The sequence below is a fragment of the Shewanella sp. ULN5 genome, assembly GCF_030731885.1.
GTDB classification, from domain to species: Bacteria; Pseudomonadota; Gammaproteobacteria; order Enterobacterales; family Shewanellaceae; genus Shewanella; species Shewanella holmiensis.
Genome location: NZ_JAPJEE010000011.1, coordinates 114,989 through 138,994 on the forward strand (window position 1 = coordinate 114,989; position 24,006 = coordinate 138,994).

General features: G+C 41.4%; 17 protein-coding genes. 12 read left to right on the forward strand and 5 right to left on the reverse strand.

Going from position 1 to position 24,006, the window contains the following annotated elements:
- The first annotated feature begins 135 nt into the window (after positions 1-135).
- Together ORI98_RS12065 and ORI98_RS12070 are read left to right on the forward strand one after the other, a co-directional pair.
- A complete protein-coding gene (locus ORI98_RS12065) occupies positions 136-1,782 on the forward strand; it encodes a methyl-accepting chemotaxis protein (RefSeq protein WP_306135368.1) in 1,647 nt (548 codons plus the stop codon).
- 123 nt (positions 1,783-1,905) lie between these two features.
- Complete coding sequence (locus ORI98_RS12070) at positions 1,906-2,802, forward strand: LysR family transcriptional regulator (protein ID WP_261296666.1); 897 nt, start codon at positions 1,906-1,908, stop codon at positions 2,800-2,802.
- Positions 2,803-3,057: 255 nt separating this feature from the next.
- Here ORI98_RS12070 and ORI98_RS12075 read toward each other — a convergent pair whose 3' ends face one another.
- From ORI98_RS12075 to ORI98_RS12085, 3 genes are read right to left on the reverse strand one after another with little or no spacing between them, the layout of a single operon-like run.
- Entirely contained in the window at positions 3,058-3,681 is a 624-nt protein-coding gene (locus ORI98_RS12075; protein ID WP_306135369.1) for an LUD domain-containing protein, read from the reverse strand.
- Complete coding sequence (locus ORI98_RS12080) at positions 3,681-5,066, reverse strand: lactate utilization protein B (protein WP_306135370.1); 1,386 nt, start codon at positions 5,064-5,066, stop codon at positions 3,681-3,683. Before ORI98_RS12080 ends, ORI98_RS12075 begins: the two co-directional genes overlap by 1 nt.
- A gap of 11 nt (positions 5,067-5,077) precedes the next feature.
- Positions 5,078-5,821: a (Fe-S)-binding protein gene (locus ORI98_RS12085; protein WP_261296936.1), complete on the reverse strand. Its 744-nt coding sequence runs from the start codon at positions 5,819-5,821 to the stop codon at positions 5,078-5,080.
- A 281-nt stretch (positions 5,822-6,102) separates the two neighbouring features.
- Here ORI98_RS12085 and ORI98_RS12090 point away from each other — a divergent pair, with 281 nt between their 5' ends.
- From ORI98_RS12090 to ORI98_RS12115, 6 genes are all read left to right on the forward strand, one after another.
- Positions 6,103-6,759, forward strand: a complete 657-nt coding sequence (locus ORI98_RS12090; RefSeq protein WP_261296663.1) for a GntR family transcriptional regulator — start codon at positions 6,103-6,105, stop codon at positions 6,757-6,759.
- A gap of 60 nt (positions 6,760-6,819) precedes the next feature.
- On the forward strand, positions 6,820-7,698 hold the full coding sequence (prpB, locus tag ORI98_RS12095; protein WP_306135371.1) for a methylisocitrate lyase: 879 nt from the start codon (positions 6,820-6,822) through the stop codon (positions 7,696-7,698).
- Positions 7,699-7,906: 208 nt separating this feature from the next.
- Complete coding sequence (gene prpC / locus ORI98_RS12100) at positions 7,907-9,031, forward strand: 2-methylcitrate synthase (RefSeq protein WP_306135372.1); 1,125 nt, start codon at positions 7,907-7,909, stop codon at positions 9,029-9,031.
- A 73-nt stretch (positions 9,032-9,104) separates the two neighbouring features.
- Positions 9,105-11,699 carry a Fe/S-dependent 2-methylisocitrate dehydratase AcnD gene (gene acnD / locus ORI98_RS12105; protein ID WP_306135373.1) on the forward strand — a complete coding sequence of 865 codons (2,595 nt, stop codon included), beginning with the start codon at positions 9,105-9,107 and terminating at the stop codon, positions 11,697-11,699.
- An 87-nt stretch (positions 11,700-11,786) separates the two neighbouring features.
- Complete coding sequence (gene prpF, locus ORI98_RS12110) at positions 11,787-12,959, forward strand: 2-methylaconitate cis-trans isomerase PrpF (protein WP_306135374.1); 1,173 nt, start codon at positions 11,787-11,789, stop codon at positions 12,957-12,959.
- 446 nt (positions 12,960-13,405) lie between these two features.
- Positions 13,406-15,556 carry a sodium:proton antiporter gene (locus tag ORI98_RS12115; RefSeq protein WP_306135375.1) on the forward strand — a complete coding sequence of 717 codons (2,151 nt, stop codon included), beginning with the start codon at positions 13,406-13,408 and terminating at the stop codon, positions 15,554-15,556.
- Between the two features lie 85 nt (positions 15,557-15,641).
- On the opposite strand, the gene bcp is transcribed toward ORI98_RS12115, so the two are convergent.
- On the reverse strand, positions 15,642-16,106 hold the full coding sequence (bcp, locus tag ORI98_RS12120) for a thioredoxin-dependent thiol peroxidase (protein ID WP_306135376.1): 465 nt from the start codon (positions 16,104-16,106) through the stop codon (positions 15,642-15,644).
- A gap of 94 nt (positions 16,107-16,200) precedes the next feature.
- A complete protein-coding gene (locus ORI98_RS12125; RefSeq protein WP_188839826.1) occupies positions 16,201-16,740 on the reverse strand; it encodes a glycine cleavage system protein R in 540 nt (179 codons plus the stop codon).
- 351 nt (positions 16,741-17,091) lie between these two features.
- Between ORI98_RS12125 and dapA the strand changes: the two genes are divergently transcribed.
- The 4 genes from dapA to ORI98_RS12145 all read left to right on the forward strand — a co-directional run bounded on the left by dapA (position 17,092) and on the right by ORI98_RS12145 (position 23,847).
- Positions 17,092-17,976: a 4-hydroxy-tetrahydrodipicolinate synthase gene (gene dapA, locus ORI98_RS12130; protein WP_306135377.1), complete on the forward strand. Its 885-nt coding sequence runs from the start codon at positions 17,092-17,094 to the stop codon at positions 17,974-17,976.
- Between the two features lie 3 nt (positions 17,977-17,979).
- A complete protein-coding gene (gene bamC, locus ORI98_RS12135; RefSeq protein WP_306135378.1) occupies positions 17,980-19,080 on the forward strand; it encodes an outer membrane protein assembly factor BamC in 1,101 nt (366 codons plus the stop codon).
- Between the two features lie 595 nt (positions 19,081-19,675).
- Positions 19,676-20,758, forward strand: coding sequence for an efflux RND transporter periplasmic adaptor subunit (locus ORI98_RS12140; protein WP_306135379.1), 1,083 nt, complete (start codon positions 19,676-19,678; stop codon positions 20,756-20,758).
- Positions 20,755-23,847, forward strand: coding sequence for an efflux RND transporter permease subunit (locus tag ORI98_RS12145; protein ID WP_261296653.1), 3,093 nt, complete (start codon positions 20,755-20,757; stop codon positions 23,845-23,847). The genes ORI98_RS12140 and ORI98_RS12145 overlap by 4 nt, the downstream gene beginning before the upstream one ends.
- Positions 23,848-24,006 lie beyond the last annotated feature (159 nt).

Sequence of the window (24,006 nt, forward strand, 5' to 3'; positions counted from 1 at the left end):
GATAATAATAACTAAACAGTTCAACACATCAGACTAAAGGTGAGTTTTGTTTTAACGATATAGTCTCTAGAGTGTCACAACTTTTTAAGGTAAAAAATACTTTACTTTATTTTTTTAATCCTGTCAGGTGGTTATATGAACGCTATAAACCTTCTATTACGAAAAATGAGCATTTCGAAACGATTACTCGGAATGTTAGTACTCAGCATTGTGGCAACCATTTTAATGTTTCTATTTGCCCTTAGCCGTATAGATAATGTACTGATCGCCGAAAAGGAAGCCAAACTACATGCGTTAGTTGATGCGGCAACTGCTGTGGTCGATCAATATTATCAACGTAGTGAGCAAGGTGAGTTAACAATCGAGCAGGCGCAAATGTCGGCTATCGCCGCGCTCGATCACTTACGCTACGCTGGGCAAGAATACTATTTTACGATAAACACCCAAGGCATGATGATTCAACATGCCTTTGCCAAAAAACTTGTTGATACCAGTGTAATAGGAATGAAAGATCCTGACGGGATAAAGTTATTCCAATTGATGATTGATAGAACTAATACTCAAGATTCAGCCAGAGTTGATTACATGTGGAACAAGCCAAATCAAGAAACTCCAAGTCCTAAAATGTCAGTGGTTAAAAAATTCTCCCCTTGGAATTGGATAATTGGAACCGGTATTTATGTTGATGATATTAACGCACAAGAAAGCGAATTTGTTTATGATTACATGTTGTTACTGGCGTTAGTTTGGCTGCCAGTTCTTATTTTTCTTTATATTATTATTCAGAGCGTTTCAGTGCCGATGCGCTCGACTATAACGGCCTTTGAAAATGTGGCTAAAGGTGAGGGTGATTTAACTTTGCGATTATCAGAAGAAGGTGGGGACGAATTAAAAGAGATTGCCACTCACTTTAATATGTTTACCTCCAAAATTCAGAATGTCATTGCTTCTGTGGGAGAGTCTATTCAACACAGTACTGAGTTAGCGGGTGGCATGTCAGCCATTGCTGAAAAAGCTAATCAGGTTTCAACAAATGTACAGATGGAAACTGAGAATGTTGCCACAGCTATTAATGAAATGTCGATGACGGCCTCAGAAGTAGCTTCTAATGCGCAACTTGCAGCCCAAAGTGCGCATTCTGCTGATGCTGAAGCGGATAAAACCGCCAAAGTGGTAGATAATGCCATGGGTAAAATTAATGAGCTTTCTAGTGAACTTATTCATACTGAAGAAGTGGTTAATGGACTGCAAATTAGTTCGAGTAAAATTGGTCAGATATTAGATGTGATCGTAGGTATTGCTGAGCAAACAAACTTATTAGCCCTTAATGCTGCAATTGAGGCCGCTAGAGCCGGCGAAGCTGGAAGGGGGTTTGCGGTTGTGGCAGATGAAGTGCGCACCCTTGCCAGCAGAACGCAAGATTCAACCCGAGAAATTAACGGTATTATCGATGCCATTCGTCACGCGATAGACAGTGTTAATGCTTCGGTTGCAAGAGCGAAAATCAAATCAAATGAAACGGTTTCAGAAACAGGTCAAGTGGTTGGCGCACTTGATGAGATCAAAAATTCAATTGAGCAAATATCACAAATGAATATTCAAATAGCAGCCGCAACAGAAGAGCAAAGTGCGGTTATTGCGGAGTTAAATATGAATATTACTCGTATCAACGACATGTCAGTTGAGAACAGGGAATATAATCAGGACATCAATCAAAATAGCAGTCAAATTGAACAAGGTTCTGAAAAACTTGCTAAATTGGTCGCGCACTTTAAAGTGTAATAATAACGGCGGCGTTTATCGCCGCTTTTAAAGATTTTCATTATTGGTTGTTTATGCCAACTGTGTACTACCTCTAAGGCAAAATGATATAGTAGCCAACCCTGCAATCCTCGATGAAAACCAATGAACCCTCATTGCCCAAGTGATTTACAGCTGATTCATTTATTTGTCCATTTGGTCAGCGCAGGCGGCTTTTCACAGGTTAGCCAGTTACAAAATATACCAGTGGCAACGGTTAGCCGAAAAATTGCCAAACTAGAAACCAGCTTAAATACCCAATTGATCATGCGCAGTACCCGTAAGTTGCGTTTAACGGAAGAAGGGGCTGAGTTATTTGAACGATATTATCAACTGATTAATCAGTTTGATGATTTGAATCAGCAAACCACATCTGCACCCAGTGGTACCTTAAGAATTGCTACGCCGATTTCAATTACCTCGATGATATTGATGCAGACGTTGAATGACTTTTCTAAGCTATATCCTGATATTAATTTGCATATTAGCCAAAATAATCAAACGGTAGATTTAATCGACCAAGGGGTTGATGTTGCTATTGTCGGCGGCGCTCAGCCTGATTCGTCTTGGGTGTCGCAATCATTGGGGGTATTGCATTATGGTTTATATGCTTCAAACAAATATCTTCAACAGTCTGAAAAGATAGACTATCCCAACCAGCTTCATCACCATCGTTTAATTAAGGTGTGGCCATTATTTAATTGGACTTTAAAGCACGGCGACCAAGAATATTATTATGAAGGTGAGGCCAAAATGACCTTAGCTGATTTACACGGGGCAATTAAGGCATGTGTTGATGATGGCGGGATAATGTATGGACCTTCATTGTTTGTGAAACAGCAATTACAAAATGGGGATTTGATTCGGGTATTACCACAGTGGCAGGGTGAAAACCGCCGAATTTGTTTGTTATATCATCAGCGTAAACAGCAGCCCCGAAAAGTACAATTATTTATCGAATTTATGTTGAGTCGTGCAGAGGCTATTTTCGCAATGGATTAATTATCAAACGAGCGTTGGGGTAATCCATTACGAACGACGAATTTAAGACTTTACCCTCAACTCGGTTTAATAGATGAGTTCAATAAGCTAAATTCAAACGATTAAGCTTTTTGTGACGCAAAGTTGTCATTTTTTTGAAAACAAGGCACATTAACTCGTCAATAGCTGGCCTATTGCAGGTTAATGGAACTCAGTAACAAAGACAAATGGCTGTTTGCTCAGTGTTTATTATGCCGAGCTGAGGTTACTTTATGCTTAAATCAAATATACCTTTAAACTGAACGCACCATGGGCTCCCACTACTAATGCTTGTTCAATATCGGCCGTTTTACTGGGACCTGCAATAAATGTCCCAAAGTCACCAGCATGCAAGTGCATTTTTTCTGGCGCATCATGCATGGTTGCAACAATATTGTCTTTATTCAGCACCATTATTAGGTTCTCGCAAATGAAAGGTAGCACTCTGTGAGTATTGGTGTTTATGCCATTCAATTGTTCACTGTCTACCCATATTGCGCCATTTTCCGCCACAGCAAACCTAGCCTGAATGATCGCGTAGTCTATGTGTTTAAGTTCATGGGGCTGCATAGGCATCAGTTGATTACCTTGGATGCCGTCAACTAATGAGATCACTTGCATACCTTGGCTTATAAGCTGTGCAACATTGCCCTTAAGTAAATCGAAGCTGTTACCATCGTCTGGATAAACTAATTCACCAGTGACCGAGGCTAGGCCTTTCTCAAATCGATTAATTAAATCTGCTTGTAAAAGGGCAGAACTTTTTAAACCAGACAAATCAGGTTTTTGATTTAACTGGTTAATTGAAGATTGGCCTAAGGCTGCCAAAATGGCTTGTTTGCTCGCGGTATTATGAGACATTATTTTGCCTCCTTGTTTGATGCTTTGTGTTGTTTATACCAGGTATCAAAACTCGATTTTGGCGAAACAGGCAATTCTCGGTATTGGCCCCATGCACCTGAAAAGGGTTTGATCAGACTGTGTGGAATGACTTTTAATGCCAGTCGTGCACTTCCCATCGCACAGTTTAATAAGGTTGGTGAACTCATCAATTTACCCACTGCCGGCATATAGTACTTTTTACCAAATGGCAGTTTGCCCTGTTCAGCTTTTAAACGGCGGTGGTGAGCAATGATTTTATCCAGTGGGACTTTTGTAGGGCAAACATAGCTACAACTGCCACAAAGTGTACAGGCCCATGGAATAGTATTACTGTCATCATGCTGAGCACCTACGGCAATACCAATTGGTCCAGGTATAGTGTAGTTATAGCTGAACCCGCCAGAACGGCGATAAACCGGACAAGTGTTCAAACAACCACCACAACGAATACATTTTAATGACTCAGCAAGAATTTTATCCTGCATGATGTCAGTACGGCCATTATCGACAATGATAATGTGCATTTCGCCGTCGGCTTTACTGCCACGATAGAAAGACGAATAAGTGGTAATAGGTTGGCCAATAGCATTTCTTGCTAACATACGTAGAAGCACCATAGCACTCTCCGCATCCGGCACTATTTTATCTATACCCATTGAATGAATTTGCAGTTTGGGCAAGTTAGCGCCCATATCGGCATTCCCTTCATTGGTACACACAACCACAGCACCTAAATCGGCGATGGCCATGTTGACGCCAGTCATTGCAGCATCGGCACTGAGAAACTGATCGCGTAAGTGTTTACGGGCTGCACGGGTTAGGCGAGTAGGATCTGATTCACCTTTTGGGGTATTAAGCTTTTGATGAAACAGTTCACCAACCTCTTCTTTTTTCATATGGATGGCAGGCACCACAATATGCGAAGGAGGTTGGTTATTAAGCTGAATAATGCGCTCGCCTAAATCTGTATCAATCACTTCAATGCCATGCTTTTCAAGAAAAGGGTTTAAATGACATTCTTCAGTCAACATTGATTTTGATTTAACTAACTTTTTGACTGAATGTGTAGATAAAATCTTTAATGCAATTGCATTATGTTCACTGGCATCTTTAGCCCAGTGCACCTGAATCCCATTTTCAATACATTTTTGTTCAAACTGGCAAAGATAATCGCCAAGATGGCTTAAGGTATGCAGTTTAATTTCAGAGCCAAGTTGGCGCAGCTGTTCCCATTCAGGCACGCTTGCAGCCGCTCTGTCACGTTTTTCTCTTAAGTTCCATAGGGCTTTAGAGTGCCAATCGACGCGATTTTCATCGCGGCAGAAGATGGTGGCATTGTCTGCATGACTTTTAGATTGATACATTTGAAGCCTCCTTATAATGCCGCATCGATGATTTGAGCAATATGGCGGGTTTGTATCGGCAGTAGTTGCCTGCGGATCATGCCATCAAGATGCAGTAAACAAGAAGGGTCAAACCCAACCACATATTGTGCGTGGGTGGCAGCATGGGCATGGGCTTTATCTTTGCCCATCTTGGCTGATACAGCACCTTCATCTACCGCAAATGTACCGCCAAAGCCGCAACATTCATCACGTGGTGCCGGGTAAACAATATTGATACCTGGAATATTTTGCAGTACAGCTTCAACTTTATTGAACTGTGGCCCCATAGACTCACTTGGGGTGGCTAAGCTCAACATTCGTAAGCCATGGCAACTCATTTGCAGGCTAATTGTGTGTTCAAATTTATGCTTAAACGACGCTATAGGCGCAATATCGTGTAAGAATTCGGTAAGTTCATACAATTTATTAATCACATCTTGCGCTTCTTGGCTTTGATCAAATTCGTGAAAGTTTTCTTTAGCTGCCACTAAACAAGATGCAGCAGGGCACACAATGGCATCGCATTCCACGCCTTTAAATGCATTTAATAATTTGAGCGTAGTATTGCGGGCTTCATTAAAACAGCCAGAGTTAGTCATAGGTTGACCACAACAAGTTTGCCCCTCTGGAAATATCACTTGATGACCTAACTTTTCCAGCAATGACAAAGTGGCAATTGCCACATCAGGCATCATTTGATTTACCAAACAGGGAATAAACAGTGCAATTTTCATATTCATTAACTTCAATAACCACGGATATTACTAATCTACTCGTCAATACTGTTAAGTGATACAGACAAAACGGTAATGACCATTCAGGATATTTTCATTTTTGAAACTTAACCCTAAGATTGTCGACTAAACTTATAAATAGAGACTTATTTCCTTATCAATTTAGTTGTCATTAACATTAAATAAACTATTTTGTCGACAATATGCGGTCTTTTAGGTTGTTTATTCCTGATATGTTGCTATATTGTCGACATACTAAGTCATCATTGAGTTAAATAAGCATGCACCTCGCCAATGAAAAGCCCGTAACCGCGGCCGATAAAACCTTTATTTTGCTAAGAGACGATATAGTTGAAGGCAGAATTGTGGCGGGATCAAAACTCAGTGAAACTGAATTGTCGACAAAATATGCTGTCAGCCGTGCCATTATCCGTGAAGCCATTAATCGTCTTGAGGCTTGTCACATCGTTGAACGTAAAGCCAATGTTGGCGCCAGAGTTGTCGCGCTCAGTCCTCAAGGTTTGATAGAGCTTTATCAAGTGCGTGAGTCATTAGAGGGGATGGCCGCAAGGTTAGCCGCTGTGAATATGACCCATGAAGAAATTGATGATTTGATGGGATTACTGCAAAGCCATTTTGATGAAGTGAAAGACGGTCAGTCTTATTATCAGGAAGCGGGTGATGTTGATTTTCATTATCGGATCATATTGGGTAGTAAAAATAAGCATTTAATCAGTATGTTGTTTGATGGCATTTATCATTTAGTGCGCATGTACCGTGTGCAACTTGGTATGGCGGGACCCAGAGTGACCACAGCCTATGACGAGCATAAACATATTGTTAAAGCCATTGCAAACCGTGATGCAGAACTAGCAGAGATGCTAATGCGTCGCCATATTATGTATTCAAAAAATAGTATTGAAGCCAAGTTAAGTTAGCCATCTAAGATTATGATGACCGACAATCGAATTAACATTGTTAACACACAAGGAAAGAATATGAGCGCAGGTAAAAAATTTCGCCAAGCACTTATGGCCAATAAACCATTGCAAATAGTCGGTACCATCAATGCTTATTCTGCGATGATGGCAAAACAAATTGGCCATCAAGCCATTTATTTGTCAGGTGGTGGTGTTGCCAACGCCTCGTATGGGTTACCCGATTTAGGCATGACTTCCTTGAATGACGTGTTAGTTGATGTTCAGCGTATTACCTCTGCTTGTGATTTACCTTTGCTAGTGGATATCGACACAGGTTGGGGTGGGGCATTTAATATTGCTAAAACCATTCGCGATATGGAAAAAGCAGGTGCTGCAGCTGTGCACATGGAAGATCAAGTAGCACAAAAGCGTTGTGGTCATCGTCCTAATAAAGAGATCGTTTCTGTAGAAGAAATGGTTGACCGTATTAAAGCGGCTGTCGATGCCCGTACCGATCCTGATTTTTTTATTATGGCTCGTACCGATTCATTTGCACAAGAAGGCTTAGAAGCCGCAATTGAGCGTGCTAAAGCCTATGTTGCTGCCGGTGCGGATGGCATTTTTGCAGAAGCGGTAAAAACCGAAGTACATTATCGTGCCTTTGCCGCAGCACTTGATGTGCCAATTTTGGCAAATATCACTGAGTTTGGCCAAACTGAATTGTGGAACAAGAAGCAACTAGGTGAATGGGGCGCTTCAATGGTGCTTTATCCGTTAAGTGCTTTTAGAGCAATGAATAAAGCGGCTGAAATGGTATATACCTCGATTTTAGACCAAGGCGATCAAAAGGCCGTGGTGGATATGATGCAAACGCGGATGGATTTGTATGATTATCTTGGTTATCACGACTATGAACAAAAATTAGATAGCTTATTTGCTGAAGGTAAAAACAAATAATTTTATCTTAATTTGGCTATAACATCGGGCAGACACGCCAACAGGCTTTGCTCCCAGTTATTTTGAATTAGCCAGAAAAGCCAATGGAACAATTTTCAATTAACTCTGGTTTGCACGATTTAGGTAGCAAGATTGATGTAACAGAGTGATGACTTACCCTACAGCCGACAATAAAAAAGATGACGGCCATAATAATAGGAAGACGATCATGGTAGATAAAAAATTAGCAGGTGCAGGACTACGCGGACAAAGTGCTGGCGAAACGGCTTTATGTACAGTAGGTAAAACGGGTTCAGGTTTAACTTATTGCGGATACGATGTAAAAGATTTAGCTGATAATGCTACGTTTGAAGAGGTCGCCTATTTACTGTTTAACGGTGAATTGCCAAATAGTGCTCAGTTACAAGAATACAAAGCGTCGTTATTCACACAGCGTGATTTACCGCAAGCGTTGAAGGAAGTGCTTAAATTAATCCCTGCCGATGCGCATCCAATGGATGTGATGCGTACAGGTTGTTCATTTTTAGGTAATATTGAGCCAGAAACCGACTTCTCAAAGCAACAGCAAGCAGCTAACCGTTTATTGGCGGCATTTCCTGCCATTATGTGTTTTTGGTATCGCTATAGCCATGACGGCGTTGAAATTGACTGTGTTACCGATGAAGAATCTATCGGTGGTCATTTTCTTAAATTATTACGTGGCGAAACCCCTTCTGAGCAACACCGTCGAGTCATTGATGTGTCATTGATCCTTTATGCAGAACATGAATTCAATGCATCTACTTTTACAGCTCGAGTCTGTGCCTCAACGCTTTCTGACATGTATTCATGTATTACTGGCGCAATTGGTTCATTACGTGGTCCGCTTCACGGTGGCGCTAATGAAGCGGCAATGGATATGATCCAGAAATTCAAATCGCCTGAAGACGCCAAAGTACAAATGGCTGGCATGCTGGCACGTAAAGAAAAAATCATGGGCTTTGGTCATGCTATTTACCGTGAATCTGATCCGCGTAATGTGATCATTAAAGAATGGTCTGAAAAACTCGCTCACGAGCATGGTGATACATCACTTTATGATATTTCAGTCGCTTGTGAAGAATACATGTGGGACACCAAAAAATTATTCTGTAACGCTGACTTTTTCCATGCATCTGCTTACCATTTTATGGGCATTCCAACTAAATTGTTTACGCCTATTTTTGTGTGTTCACGTTTAACCGGTTGGGCAGCTCATGTTATGGAGCAGCGTTCAAATAACCGTATTATCCGTCCTAGTGCAGATTACATCGGCAGCGAACCACGTAAAGTCATGCCAATTAATCAGCGTTAATTAACACAAAGCCAATTACAAAACCAACAGCAAACTCACTTTGCTGTTGGTAACATAAGGTTTGGATGAAGTTATGAATAAGCAATATCGTAAATCCCTCGCTGGAACCTCTTTAGATTACTTTGATACCCGTGAAGCCGTCGAAGCCATTGCACCTGGCAGCTACGCTAAATTACCTTATACCTCCAGAGTGCTTGCAGAAAACTTAGTACGTCGTTGTCCTGCAGACCAATTAACCGCGTCGTTGAAACAGATTATCGAGCGTAAACGTGATCTCGACTTTCCATGGTTTCCTGCCCGTGTGGTTTGCCATGATATTTTAGGTCAAACAGCGCTGGTGGATTTAGCTGGTCTACGTGATGCCATTGCTGACAAAGGCGGTGACCCATCAAAAGTTAATCCAGTAGTGCCGACACAATTGATTGTCGATCACTCTTTAGCTGTAGAACATGCTGGTTTTGAAAAAGATGCCTTTGCAAAAAACCGTGCGATTGAAGATCGCCGCAATGATGACCGTTTTCACTTCATTAACTGGACGAAAACGGCGTTTAAAAATGTTGACGTGATCCCGCCTGGAAACGGCATCATGCATCAAATTAACTTAGAACGTATGTCACCAGTGATCCAAGCTCGTGATGGTGTTGCCTTTCCTGACACTTTAGTAGGCACAGATAGCCATACGCCAATGGTAGATGCCCTTGGCGTTATAGCCATAGGTGTTGGCGGCTTAGAAGCTGAAAGTGTGATGTTAGGTCGTGCTTCATATATGCGTTTACCGGACATTTTTGGTGTTGAGGTTGTCGGTAAACCACATCCTGGCATTACAGCGACCGATATTGTATTAGCGTTAACTGAATACTTACGTGCTGAAAAAGTGGTTTCTTCGTACCTAGAGTTTTATGGTGAAGGCACTAAACACCTGACATTAGGGGATCGCGCGACAATATCGAACATGACACCAGAGTATGGCGCTACCGCGGCCATGTTCTCGATAGATGAGCAAACGATTGATTATTTGCGGTTAACTGGACGTGAAGATGAGCAAGTTGCCTTAGTTGAACATTATGCTAAAACGACAGGTTTATGGTCGGATAGCCTTAAAGATGCGCAATATGATCGCGTATTACGCTTCGATTTATCCAGTGTTACCCGTAATATTGCAGGCCCGTCAAATCCTCACAGTCGAGTACCAACTTCTGAATTAGCCGCAAGAGGGATCAGTGGTGTTGTCGAAAATGAACCCGGTAAAATGCCTGATGGCGCGGTGATCATTGCTGCGATTACCAGCTGTACTAACACCAGTAACCCCCGCAACATGATAGCAGCTGGTTTAATTGCCCGTAACGCAAATGCCAAAGGTCTATTACGCAAATCTTGGGTGAAATCGTCTTTAGCTCCAGGCTCTAAAGCGGTACAAATGTATTTAGAGCAGGCTAATTTACTGCCTGAACTAGAGCAGCTTGGCTTTGGTATCGTTGCGTTTGCTTGTACAACTTGTAATGGAATGAGTGGGGCACTCGATCCCGTTATTCAGCAAGAAGTCCTCGAACGCAAACTATACACAACAGCCGTATTATCAGGTAACCGAAACTTTGATGGTCGTATTCATCCCCATGCCAATCAAGCCTTCTTAGCATCACCGCCTTTAGTTGTCGCTTATGCTATTGCAGGAACCATTCGTTTTGATATCGAAAAAGATGTTTTAGGCTTAGATCAACAAGGTAATGAAGTGCGCCTTAAAGATATTTGGCCAACGGATGAAGAAATTAACGCCATTGTTGCCAGCAGTGTCAAGCCTGAACAGTTTAGACAAGTGTATAACCCAATGTTCGATATCAAAGTTGAATACGGTTCACATATCAACCCACAATACGATTGGCGCCCACAAAGTACCTATATTCGTCGTCCGCCGTATTGGGAAGGCGCATTAGCGGGTGAACGTACCATGAAAGGTATGCGTCCTTTGGCGGTTCTTGGTGACAACATCACCACCGATCATTTGTCGCCATCAAACGCTATTATGTTAGACAGTGCAGCAGGGGCTTATTTAGACAAAATGGGCTTGCCTGAGGAAGACTTTAACTCTTACGCAACTCATCGCGGTGATCATTTAACTGCACAGCGCGCGACATTTGCTAATCCAAAACTGTTCAATGAAATGGTCAAGGAAGATGGCAAGGTTAAGCAAGGCTCCTTAGCGCGAATTGAACCTGAAGGTAAAGTGAGTCGCATGTGGGAAGCGATAGAAACTTACATGGAGCGTAAGCAGCCGTTAATCATTATTGCGGGTGCCGACTACGGTCAAGGCTCTTCACGTGATTGGGCCGCAAAAGGTGTACGTCTGGCCGGAGTAGAAGTGATTGTTGCTGAAGGTTTTGAACGTATTCATCGTACTAACTTAGTGGGTATGGGCGTTTTACCACTTGAATTTATTAAATGTGAAAATCGTCATACTTATGCCATTGACGGTACTGAAACGTTTGATGTCATTGGTGATCGCATTCCAGGCGCGCAACTGACTCTTATCATTAACAGAGCAAATGGTGAGCAGGTGAATGTTGCTGTCAAATGCCGCTTAGATACTGCTGAAGAAGTGTCTATTTACGAAGCGGGTGGTGTATTACAGCGTTTTGCGCAGGACTTTTTAGAGTCTAGTGCAGCTAAGTAATTTATCCCAATACTATTAATGAGCAAATAGGCGATGTAGGGATTATCCAACGTCGCCTTTTTTAAGTAACAGATTTAAGGACAGACCATGACCTTTAAACCACAGTTAAAAATTCCAGCGACTTATATGCGCGGTGGTACCAGCAAAGGAGTGTTTTTTAATGTCAGTGATTTACCCTTAGCCGCACAAACCCCGGGGCCTGCGCGCGATCAATTATTGTTACGTGTGATTGGTAGTCCAGATCCCTATGGCAAGCACACCGATGGAATGGGCGGAGCAACATCCAGTACCAGTAAGACAGTGTTGTTATCTAGAAGCAGCCGAGCTGATCATGACGTAGATTATTTGTTTGGTCAGGTCGCTATTGACAAGGCTTTTATCGATTGGAGTGGTAATTGTGGCAATTTAACCGCAGCCGTGGGGGCATTTGCTATCAGCAATGGACTAATAGACCCAAGTCGTGTTGTTGCTAATGGTATTACCGTGGTAAGAATTTGGCAGGCAAATATAAAAAAAACCATTATCGCCCATATACCCATGACCAATGGCGAAGTACAAGAAACTGGTGATTTTGAACTTGATGGTGTCACGTTTCCTGCTGCAGAAGTGCAAGTTGAATTTATCGATCCCGCCGATGGTGAAGGGGCGATGTTTCCAAGCGGGAATGTGGTTGATCAATTAGATGTACCTAACATAGGTAAATTTACTGTCACTATGATCAATGCTGGTATCCCAACGATATTCTTAAACGCAGCAGATATTGGTTATAGCGGAATGGAATTGCAAGATGCCATTAACAACGATGAAGCGGCTTTAGCTCGCTTTGAAACACTTCGTGCCTATGGCGCGCTAAAAATGGGGTTAATTACGGATTTAGAACAAGCCAAAGCTCGCCAGCATACTCCTAAAATCGCCTTTGTTGCACCAGCTGCAGATTACGTGAGCTCCAGTGGTAAAGCAATCAGTGCTGCAGATATCGATTTATCAGTCAGAGCATTATCAATGGGTAAACTTCATCATGCAATGATGGGTACCGCCGCGGTGGCAATTGGCACTGCAGCCGCCATACCTGGTACTTTGGTTAATCTTGCTGCAGGTGGAGTAGAGCGTCAATCTGTTGTCTTTGGTCACCCATCAGGGACTTTGCGAGTCGGTGCTGAAGCTAAAATATTGCAGGGCAGCTGGCAAGTGACTAAAGCCATTATGAGCCGAAGTGCAAGAGTGTTAATGGAAGGTAAGGTTCGAGTACCACAAGATTAGTCGCTAAATTGTGTCTATATTGCGAACATCATTATTAAGCCTAAGATCCGTCTTAGGCTTTTTCTTTTTAATTGTGATCTATCAGTAATTTGCTGCATTAATTTCAATGAAATACAATGTTCGACTAATACAAAATAGCGCTTGAACCATGGCTTAAATTAGTATTCTATATGCACAAATTAGTGTGGATGACTGAATTCAATGAGTTTGATTTTAAATTTTTAATTATCAATTGATTAAGTTCTTTGTGGTGATGCAAGCTATACAAGAAGATAGGCATTATGCATTTTTACGGCCTATGTGTTTATCGATTAAACTATCAGCTCGATAGATTTATGCCGCCTTCATTGTCATTATGAATTGGCTGAAACAGATTTAAGCTATATGTAGGGCGACGAATATTTTGCGTTGATGATTAACGCTGAAAATACAAAAAGGAAATGAATATGGTTGAACACATCACTGGCATGCTGGCGTTGATTGGTGTGCTATCGCTTTTGTGTCAATGGGCGGGTTGGAAATTTAGATTACCTGCCATCTTACCACTACTGCTATGTGGATTATTACTGGGACCTGGGTTGAATATTCTTAATCCAGATGAAATTTTTGGTGATCTATTATTTCCTATCATTTCATTGGGCGTAGCGGTGATCCTTTTTGAGGGGGCATTAACGCTTAACTTCAAAGAGATTAAAGATCACAGCCGCATGGTGACGAATCTTGTGACTATAGGCGCATTGATTACTTGGGCATGTATTACACCAGCAGCACATTTCTTTATGGGCTTTGACTGGCCTGTAGCATTTCTATTTGGTGCATTAGTGGTTGTTACCGGACCTACAGTAATTGTGCCGATGTTGCGAACTGTACAACCTAAATCGAACCTTTCAAGTATTTTGCGTTGGGAAGGTATTGTTATTGATCCTATAGGTGCATTGTTTGCGGTCTTGGTTTACGAATATGTTGCAGTTACCGCCGATCCCACAACACACGTATTGTACGCATTGGGCCTCACATTAGTGATTGGTTTTGGTATTGGCGCCGCTGCGGGTTACTTTATTGGTGTCGCACTGAGAAACAACGTCTTTCCGCATTACCTGCGAAATACCGCGGTGTTAACGATCATGTTGGGAGTATTTGTTGGCTCTAACTTATTACAACATGAATCAGGATTATTAACGGTTACTGTCATGGGTATTTGGCTTGCCAACATGCGTGGTGTAGACATCGCCGATATTCTAGAATTTAAAGAGACTTTAACAGTACTGCTTATTTCAGCCCTGTTTATTTTGCTTGCAGCACGTTTAGATTCTAGTGCTATGTTAGGGCTTGGAATTGGTGCTTTTGGTGTGTTGTTTGTGGTCATGCTAATTGCACGTCCATTAAGTATTTGGATATCTGCTCTAGGCACCAGTCTGACATCTAATGATAAGTGGTTCCTTAGCTGGGTCGCACCAAGGGGTATTGTTGCCGCGGCAATTTCTTCATTATTTGCGATTAAACTTGAAGAATTAGGCGTACATGGTGCAAGTTCAATCGTGCCGTTAGTGTTCTTTATCATTATTGGTACGGTTGTTATTCAAAGCTTAACCGCAGGTCCATGGGCTAAATTTTTAGGTGTTAAAGAAGGCTCAAATCAAGGTTTACTTATTTTTGGTGCATCAAAGTTCTCGCGTGATTTGGCTTCACAATTATTGGCTAAAAACATTAAAGTGATTTTGGCTGACAGTAACTGGGACAGCATTCGACAAGCACGAATGGAAAATATACCGGTATATTTCGGTAATCCAGCATCAGAGCATGCTGAAAATTACATGGATTTAAGTGGTATTGGCCGTGTGTTAGTAATGTCTCCATACCGTCAGTTAAACCCTTTAGTGAGTTTTCATTTCCAAGATTTGTATGGCACAGAAAAGGTGTTTGGCTTAAATAATAATGAAACAAACGTAGGAAGTGGACGACATCAGCTGTCAGAATCTTACTTAAAACGCTTATGTTTATTTGGTGAAAATATCAGTTATGCCAAAATTGCCAGTTTGATGGCAAAAGGCGCGGTATTGAAAGTGACCAACATTACTGAAAACTTTAGCTACGAAAAGTTCCGCCAACGTTATGGTGAAACAGCTATGCCTTTGGTGTATATCACTAAAGATGCCAAGCTTAAAATCATCACAGGCGAAACCGAAAAACTCCCTGTAGGAATTGAGTTAATCAGTTTATTACCTCAAGAAGCTCAGGAACAAGCCATCATTCAACGTGAGCGAGATGAAGAGGCCGCGCGTTTAGCTAAGATAAAAGCTGAAGAAGAGGCCAAAGCGGCAGCGGAAGCCAGAGCCATTCGTGAAGCGGAAGAAGCTGAGCAACGAGCCATAGAAAAAGCGCGTCGTAAAGAAGAAGAACTGGTTAAATTTGAAGCTGAAGAAAAACTCAGGCTATTAGAAGAAGAGCAGGCTGCTTTGATTGAACAAGCCACAGCTGAAAAAGAAGTTGAAGTAATCAATAATAAGCTAGCACAAGAAAGTGCTGAAGTGGTTGTAGAAACTGATGCTCAACAAAACAATATTGCCGATGACACAGCGAAATCAGACAAACAATAATCTTGTTTTGATTAAGATGTAGGTGATACAAAAATGGCTTAGTGAAAACTAAGCCATTTTTATTACTGATCACAAACTAAGTCATTTATTTAAGAAGCTTTAGCACCACTTCATGGTGGTCTTTCGTTTTAAACTTATTGACGAAATGGCTGATTTTGCCGTCTGTACCGACGATAAAACTTAAACGATGAATTCCATCATAGATTTTACCCATAAACTGCTTTTCGCCCCAAACACCAAAAGCATCTGCAACGCTATGGTCTTCATCACTCAATAAATGAAAGTTTAGCTCTTGCTTGTCAGAAAATCGCTGAAGCTTGGCGACAGGATCAGGGCTAATGCCTAATACTGTGACATTTAATCCGTCTAAATCCGCTTTAATGTCACGTAAACCTTGTGCTTGCACAGTACAACCTGGAGTTGCAGCTTTAGGGTAAAAATAAACTAATACAGGACCTTTTTTTAAACAGTCCTGTAATGAAATCGATTGGTCAAATTGATTTTGTAACGTAAAAGTTGGGGCCACATCCCCCGCAGTTAAGGTGTTCATATTCATTCCTTAGTAAAAATAAAAAAGGGCGCTAGGGCCCTTGAATAATATACGAATACTAATCAAAAGGAGATTAGTGTGATTCTGAAAATGGTTATTGAGGGGAGGTTGTACCTTGCATTAATTTAATGCTGCATTCAAGGTTCATGTCTTCTGCCAATTGATAAATTGTCGATTCAAGTTTGGCTAAATCGACTTTTTCAGGAATATTGATGGCTAAAAATATCGACTGAGTTTGCAGGCCTTCATTATCTTCCGCATGAGAACGCACTGCGGCTAGGTCAAGCGAGCGATCAGCTAAAAATTGGGTAATCGATTTCATGGTTCCACGCTGATCTTCGCCAGTAAAGATAACTTCAATGCGAGAAACGAAATTTTTAGGAACATGTTTTGAGGTACGTTTCATCACTGTCATCAGTTCTAATTCAACACTTAGACTCGGCAATAATGTTTCTATTTTAGTGATTGCTGACCATGAGCCAGAAATCATCATAATCAGGGTAAATTCATTACCAAATAAAGCCATACGGCTATCAACGATGTCACAATCGCAATCACTGGCGAGTCTTGCTAAACGACTTACTAAGCCAGGGCGATCGGCACCCATTGCGGTAACGACCAGATAGTTGGTCATGGATTTTCCTCATTGTTCGAGTGAATGGCGCAAATCAATTTACAACGGCAAAATTATGCATCTGTAAAGACGATAATATTAACATATGATAGCTATAAACCACCTTAATTATGCACAATTAAATCAATGCTGTGGGTAATTGGTTAAATTTGCAACACTACAATAAAAGTTAAACATTAAATCCGCCATTAATATGTAATCTGGTCTTCATAAAGCATAAAATGCTATGACCTTGTAGTCAGTTAGCATGATCTGGCTTTTTAGGGTAATTTTGATTTGAGCACTGCTAAAGCTTGTCATTACTTGATAGCATCAGTAACATAGCGAGTCCTGAAAACTTGGGGAAAATAGATGATAAACGGAAGCATCGTAGCCTTAATCACACCAATGAATAGTGATGGCACAATAGACTATGTAAGTCTTGAAAGACTGGTAGATTTTCATATTAATCAAGGTACCGATGCCATTGTTGCAGTTGGGACGACAGGCGAATCTGCCACGTTACCGATGAAAGAACATATCGCAGTCGTAAAACAGACCGTAAGTTTTGCCGCCGGTAGAGTACCCATTATTGGTGGAAATGGCGCAAATGCAACGGCTGAAGCCATTGAGTTAACCAAAGGCATGCAAAATTCAGGCATCAGTGCCATGTTAGGTGTAACCCCTTATTACAACAAACCTACGCCTAAAGGATTAATTGCACACTATAAAGCCGTGGCTGCAAGTACTGACATTCCTCAGATTTTATATAATGTTCCTGGCCGCACAGCCGTCGATATGAAACCCGAAACCGTTGCTGAGTTATGTCATGTTAGTAACATTATTGGTGTAAAAGAGGCCACTGGTGATGTAAGTCGGGTAGCAAGATTACGTGAGTTATGTGGTAATGACTTTTTACTTTACAGTGGTGATGACGCTACAGCTCGTGAGTTCCTACTTGCTGGCGGTAATGGTGTTATCTCTGTTGCTAACAATATTGTTCCACATGCTTTTAAAGCCATGTGTGATGCAGCGTTAGCGGGTGAAGCACAACGTGCTGCAAAAATTGATGAGCCTTTGCGTGGTTTATACAGTTCATTATTTTGTGAAGCGAATCCAATCCCTGTTAAATGGGCGGTTCATCGTATGGGTTTAATAAGCGATGGACATATTCGTTTGCCATTGACTGAACTTTCTGAACAATTTCATGGTCTGTTAATAGAGACAATGAAAGATGCGCAAATTGAGGTGCAATAATACATGCTTAAAAAAGTCACCCCTATATTGATTATCACTGCGTTAACGGCTTGTAGTACCCCTATTGATCGTCGACAAGCCAATGGTAATGATGAATATACTCAGGCCGAGACAATGGCTTTATTAACGATCCCAGAATCATTAAAACAGCCTAATTACAGTAAAGAATATGACATTCCACCTGTTGGCGATAAGGTTGATTTAAATGTCATCGGAAAACGATTAGACATTCGTCCCCCTTTGCAAGTGATTGCAATGGCAGAAGGGACTCATGTTGAAGAAAGCAGCAATAATATCAAAATTATCATTGAGTCTATTGATAATAATACCGATCTCAAACAAGAAATTTTCAGCGTTATTAATGGTTATTTAACCAAAAATAGTATTGCCAAACGCTCTGATGATTTTGCATCAGGCGTGATCGAAACCGATTGGATTGAAAGCAAAGAAGTATTGGAAACCAGCTGGTTTGGTGATGATAAAGCCTATTTACTGCGTCAACGCTACCGTTTTGATATTAACGTAAAGCCACATGGTCGAACAGGTGATGTCACCATCAACCTTATCGAACATGAAGAGTATTATGATGAAGATCAGCAGGAAGTATTCTTAACGGGTGAGGACAAACGTCGTTACACTATCGACATGTTAAACAATACCGTGGCATATATGAGTATCGAACGTGAGCGTACTATCCGTGCAGCACGTGTTGAACAAAGCCTTGGTATTGATATCGATTTAGTCGAACCAGGTGAAGGCATTGAGTCATATTGGTTAGCGAAAGCAGACTTTAATAAAACCTGGGAGCGTCTTCGTATAGTACTGCCAGAATTAGGCTTTGATGTCGTCGATATGGACACTAGCAAGGGTCTGTTTTACATCAATTTAGAAGAAAGTGGTGGATTCTGGAGTTCTTTGTGGGGCGAAGAGAAATTATCACTGCAAAAAGGCAACTATCGTTTATTGTTGAAAACGACAGACAATAAAGAAGAAACCAAAATTTTACTGCATGACGTCACAGATGAGCCGCTTAAAAATGAAGCGATTGCTGAAGTGTATAATCGTATAGCAGCACAAATGAGAGAAGATCGGAAAGTACGATAATTCAAATGGATGAGAAAAAGAGATGCATAGCATCTCTTTTTTTTTGCTTGCAGATCAAAAAGGCATCATTGCTCATTCAATAATTTGTAAGCAAAGGTAAAACGCCTTGCAGACCTGGCGGTGCTGAGTAAAATCAATGTTAATCAATTGCACCACTAATGTAATGAGGATTTCTGTTTTACTTTGAGTAAAGACATTCGTATAAAATAGTGATCTAAATTTGTTCCTTGTCACTATAACACTGGGATCTTTGAACTTTCCGGCTGTGTTTGCAGCGAATTTTTAGCTATTTATACAAGGCAGGGGCTTTGCCGTGTAGTTTTTGCTGCACAATAAACCTATAACGCTTTATAAAGGCAAAATAAATGCTGTCTGATGGATTCGGCTAAAAACCAATGACACTTTGTTGAGTGATTTTTGCTTAGATTGTTAGGCTTTATTCCTCTCTCTTGGCTTAATTGGTTTTATCTCGAACAAAACTCCACTAGTCAAGGTCAACAGACCCTAGCTTAAACCCTACAATGGTTAAATGAATCGCATTTTAATTTAGCCTATAAAAGCATGATTATAATATCCCTAAAGGGAATGGACACTGATGAAAAAAACTATACTAATAATCGCAGTTTGCGCCATAGCAGCATTTGGCTATATTCAAATGCAGCCAAAACAGGCTCAAGTGCAACGTGCTAAACCCATTACCAACGTGGTATTTGCAAATACCAAACTGATGTCTATACGTGATGAAGTTGAAGCCATCGGTACGGGAAAGGCATATGAGTCTATTACCGTAACCTCCAAAATTACTGAAGTAATCACTAAAGTGAATTTTAAAGATGGTGACTTAGTTAACAAAGATGACTTATTGATACAGCTTCAAGATGCTGAACAGCAAGCTAAAGTCAAAGTGGCAAAAGTGAAGCTAACTGAGCATTTGCGTGAATATGATCGCATCAGTTCATTGGTGACCAGTAAAACGGTTGCTGAGTTAGAGCGAGATAGATTACAAAGCTTAATTGATTTAGCTCGAGCAGAAATTGAACAAGCAACATCTGCGTTGACGGACCGTCGTATCACTGCACCTTTCTCGGGGCGTTTGGGTTTACGTCAGGTGAGTTTAGGTAGCCTTGTGACAACGGGGGAACAAATTACCACCCTCGATGATGTGAGTAAAATCAAATTAGACTTCTCCATTCCTGAACGTTTTATTCAAGAGTTACAAGAGGGTAAACAAGTAGAGGCACACGCTGTTGCATTTCCAGACCGGGTATTTACTGGCACAGTTACATCCATTGATAGTCGTGTCAATCCAGCTACTCGAGCTGTTGTGGTGCGTGCTGTTTTGCCAAATGAAGATCTTGCCTTGTTACCGGGTATGTTAATGAAGGTGAAACTTATCAAGCAAAGCAGAGAAGGGCTGTTACTTCCAGAATCTGCCATTATTCCAATTCAAGATAAGCATTATGTATACAGTACTAATGCTGATGATGAAATTATTCAAATCCCAGTTAAGCTAGGCGTTCGTACCCGTGGCTGGGTTGAGATTATTGAAGGCTTAGACGTTAATCAACAGGTGATCATTCGTGGTATTTTAAAAGTGCGCCCCGGCGATAAAGTGAAGCTACAAGAAGCTGAGAACTTTCACTTTGCGCAAACAGGTCAGGCGGAGAATGCAGCATGATCTTAACGGATTTATCAGTAAAGCGTCCGGTGCTTGCCTCGGTCATCAGTATTTTACTTATTGTGCTTGGGTTAGTTTCATTTGGAAAACTGCCCTTACGTGAATATCCCAATATCGATCCTCCGATAGTTTCAATTGAAACCAGTTATCGTGGTGCAAGTAGCTCGGTAGTGGAAAGTCGGATTACTCAGCTAATTGAAGATCAAATTAGTGGTGTAGAAGGTATTCGCCATATCAGTTCATCAAGTTCTGATGGACGTTCAAGTGTTACCATTGAATTTGATATCGGTAGAGATATTGAAGCCGCAACTAACGATGTACGAGACCGTATTTCAGGTTTGCTGGAACAACTTCCAGAAGAAGCGGATTCCCCATCTATTTATAAGGCAAATGGCAGCGATGAAGTGATCATGTGGCTTAACTTAGTCTCTGATCAAATGGATATTTTGCAGCTTACTGATTACGCAAACCGCTACTTAGTTGATCGTTTTTCAGTCATTGACGGTGTGTCTACACTCCGCTTAGGTGGCGGAAAGGTGTATGCGATGCGGATTTGGATTGACAGACAAGCCCTTGCAGCAAGAAATCTAACGGTGACTGATATTGAAGCGGCGCTACGTTCAGAAAACGTTGAGTTACCTGCGGGTTCTATTGAATCACAAGATCGTCATTTTACTGTGCGTTTAGAACGGGTATATCGCACGGCAGAAGACTTCTCAAATTTAGTCATAACCCAGGGTGAAGATGGATATTTAGTTAAATTAGGTGATGTTGCCAAAGTTGAAATTGGCAGCGAAGAAGAACGTATTGTGTTCCGTGGTAACAAAGAAGCCATGATTGGTCTTGGAGTCAGTAAGCAGTCAACGGCTAATACACTTGAAGTGGCTCGCGCCGCTAATGCGTTGGTGGATAAAATTAATCCAACCTTACCGGCGGGAATGGAGATAAAACGCTCATACGATAGCTCAGTATTTATTGAGCGATCAATAGAAGAGGTTTATCAAACGCTTTTTATTGCAATGATACTAGTGACTATAGTGATTTATTTGTTCTTAGGCAGTGTAAGAGCAATGCTAATCCCAGCTATTACCGTTCCTGTTTCCTTGTTGGCGACTTTTACTGTGTTGTACGCACTTGGGTACACCATTAACTTATTAACGCTGTTAGCCATGATCCTTGCGATAGGTATGGTCGTTGATGATGCTATTGTCATGCTTGAAAATATTCACCGCCGTATTGAAGACGGTGATTCACCACTTAAAGCCGCATTTTTAGGCAGCAGAGAAGTGGCGTTTGCGGTTATTGCTACCACTTTAGTCCTCGTCGCGGTATTTATGCCAATTACCTTTTTAGAAGGGGATTTGGGTAAATTGTTTAAAGAATTTGCGGTTACCATGAGTGCGGCTGTAATTTTCTCAAGTATTGTTGCGTTAACATTAAGTCCAATGATGTGCTCAAAGTTATTAAAACCTGCTGAGCAAGATTCATGGTTAGTGAAGCAAATTGATAAATTGATGCTGAGGTTGTCAAAACACTATCAGGGCACTTTGCAAAAAGCCTTCAAACAACCGTTACTCGTCAGTTTTCTGGTATTGATTGCCTTCGCATTGAGTGGTTATTTATTACAAAAAGTACCACAAGAATTTGCGCCTCAGGAAGACCGTGGCTCAATGTTCTTGATGGTCAATGGTCCTCAAGGGGCAAGCTTTGAATATATAGAGCAATATATGGACGAGGTTGAAGGTCGTTTAATGCCATTAGTCGACAGTGGCGATATTAAACGCCTGCTTATTCGTGCCCCTCGCGGATTTGGCACCGCAACCGATTTTTCAAACGGCATGGCAATTATTGTGCTTGAAGATTGGGGGCAGCGTCGCAGTGCAAATGAAATCATTGTTGATATCCGCAACCGTTTATCTGACTTAGCCGGTATTCGTGCGTTTCCTATAATGCGACAAGCATTTGGTCGAGGTGTTGGTAAGCCTGTGCAATTTGTATTAGGTGGTCCGAATTATGAGGAGCTTGCACAATGGCGTGACATCATCATTGAAAAGGCGAAGGAAAACCCAAATCTTGTAGGGTTAGACCATGATTACCAAGAGACCAAGCCTCAATTACGAGTTGTGATAGACAGAGTCCGTGCCGCTGATCTAGGTGTATCGATTTCACACATAGGCCGAACATTAGAGACCATGTTAGGGTCGAAATTAGTCACCACATTCATGCGCGATGGTGAAGAATACGATGTCATTATTGAAGGGAATCGAGAAAATCAAAGTACCGCTAGCGACATGGAAAACCTCTATGTGCGTTCGGCGCGAACCAATGAACTTATTCCGCTGTCGAATTTAGTCACCATTGAAGAGTTTGCCGATGCCAGTTCACTAAACCGCTATAACCGCATGCGATCAATTACCCTTGAGGCTAATCTTGCTGACGGCTACAGCTTAGGTGAAGCGTTAGATTATCTGAATGATTTAACCTTGACGTATTTACCGGCAGAAGCCGTGATAAGTTATAAAGGACCTTCATTAGATTATCAAGAGTCTGGTAATTCAATGAACTTCGTGTTTGTGCTCGCACTCGGGATTGTGTTTCTAGTACTTGCGGCGCAATTTGAAAGTTATATTCATCCGATGATTATTATGCTGACAGTACCTTTGGCAACTTTGGGCGCATTACTTGGCCTATGGTATACCGGACAAAGTATCAATATTTACAGTCAGATTGGCATTATCATGTTGGTTGGTTTGGCTGCGAAAAATGGTATTTTGATTGTTGAATTTGCTAACCAATTACGTGATAGAGGCATGGAGTTTAATGAAGCTATCTTGCAGGCATCTGTGCAGCGATTACGTCCAATTCTTATGACAGGTATTACTACCGCCGCCGGTGCATTACCCTTAGTTATGGCGCAGGGTGCGGGTTCAGAAACTCGCTATGTCATTGGTGTTGTTGTGCTATCAGGTATCACGCTGGCGACATTTTTTACTTTGGTTGTGGTGCCTGTTGCTTACAGTCTGTTTGCCAAAAATAGCCATTCCCCCGATGCTGTAGCAAAAAGGTTAGCTATTGAACTCGACAAGTAGTTAGCTGTGACAAAAAGCCCGTCAATGACGCAATGCCGATCGTTTAAGGGCACTTGACCGATCTTGAAGATGAATGATAATCCCTACCAGTATTCTGGTGGGGATTTTTTATGTTTGAGCAAGAGCTTGAATTAGTTCATGAGTCTGTTGAAGAAAGTG

Coding starts and splice junctions, on each gene's coding strand:
- bcp (WP_306135376.1), bottom strand. CDS start 16,106: ATGAACACCTTAACTGCGGGGGATGTGGCCCCAACTTTTACGTTACAA.
- prpC (WP_306135372.1), top strand. CDS start 7,907: ATGGTAGATAAAAAATTAGCAGGTGCAGGACTACGCGGACAAAGTGCT.
- ORI98_RS12090 (WP_261296663.1), top strand. CDS start 6,103: ATGCACCTCGCCAATGAAAAGCCCGTAACCGCGGCCGATAAAACCTTT.
- ORI98_RS12080 (WP_306135370.1), bottom strand. CDS start 5,066: ATGTATCAATCTAAAAGTCATGCAGACAATGCCACCATCTTCTGCCGC.
- ORI98_RS12145 (WP_261296653.1), top strand. CDS start 20,755: ATGATCTTAACGGATTTATCAGTAAAGCGTCCGGTGCTTGCCTCGGTC.
- ORI98_RS12115 (WP_306135375.1), top strand. CDS start 13,406: ATGGTTGAACACATCACTGGCATGCTGGCGTTGATTGGTGTGCTATCG.
- ORI98_RS12065 (WP_306135368.1), top strand. CDS start 136: ATGAACGCTATAAACCTTCTATTACGAAAAATGAGCATTTCGAAACGA.
- ORI98_RS12140 (WP_306135379.1), top strand. CDS start 19,676: ATGAAAAAAACTATACTAATAATCGCAGTTTGCGCCATAGCAGCATTT.
- ORI98_RS12070 (WP_261296666.1), top strand. CDS start 1,906: ATGAACCCTCATTGCCCAAGTGATTTACAGCTGATTCATTTATTTGTC.
- prpF (WP_306135374.1), top strand. CDS start 11,787: ATGACCTTTAAACCACAGTTAAAAATTCCAGCGACTTATATGCGCGGT.
- bamC (WP_306135378.1), top strand. CDS start 17,980: ATGCTTAAAAAAGTCACCCCTATATTGATTATCACTGCGTTAACGGCT.
- prpB (WP_306135371.1), top strand. CDS start 6,820: ATGAGCGCAGGTAAAAAATTTCGCCAAGCACTTATGGCCAATAAACCA.
- dapA (WP_306135377.1), top strand. CDS start 17,092: ATGATAAACGGAAGCATCGTAGCCTTAATCACACCAATGAATAGTGAT.
- ORI98_RS12125 (WP_188839826.1), bottom strand. CDS start 16,740: ATGACCAACTATCTGGTCGTTACCGCAATGGGTGCCGATCGCCCTGGC.
- ORI98_RS12085 (WP_261296936.1), bottom strand. CDS start 5,821: ATGAAAATTGCACTGTTTATTCCCTGTTTGGTAAATCAAATGATGCCT.
- ORI98_RS12075 (WP_306135369.1), bottom strand. CDS start 3,681: ATGTCTCATAATACCGCGAGCAAACAAGCCATTTTGGCAGCCTTAGGC.
- acnD (WP_306135373.1), top strand. CDS start 9,105: ATGAATAAGCAATATCGTAAATCCCTCGCTGGAACCTCTTTAGATTAC.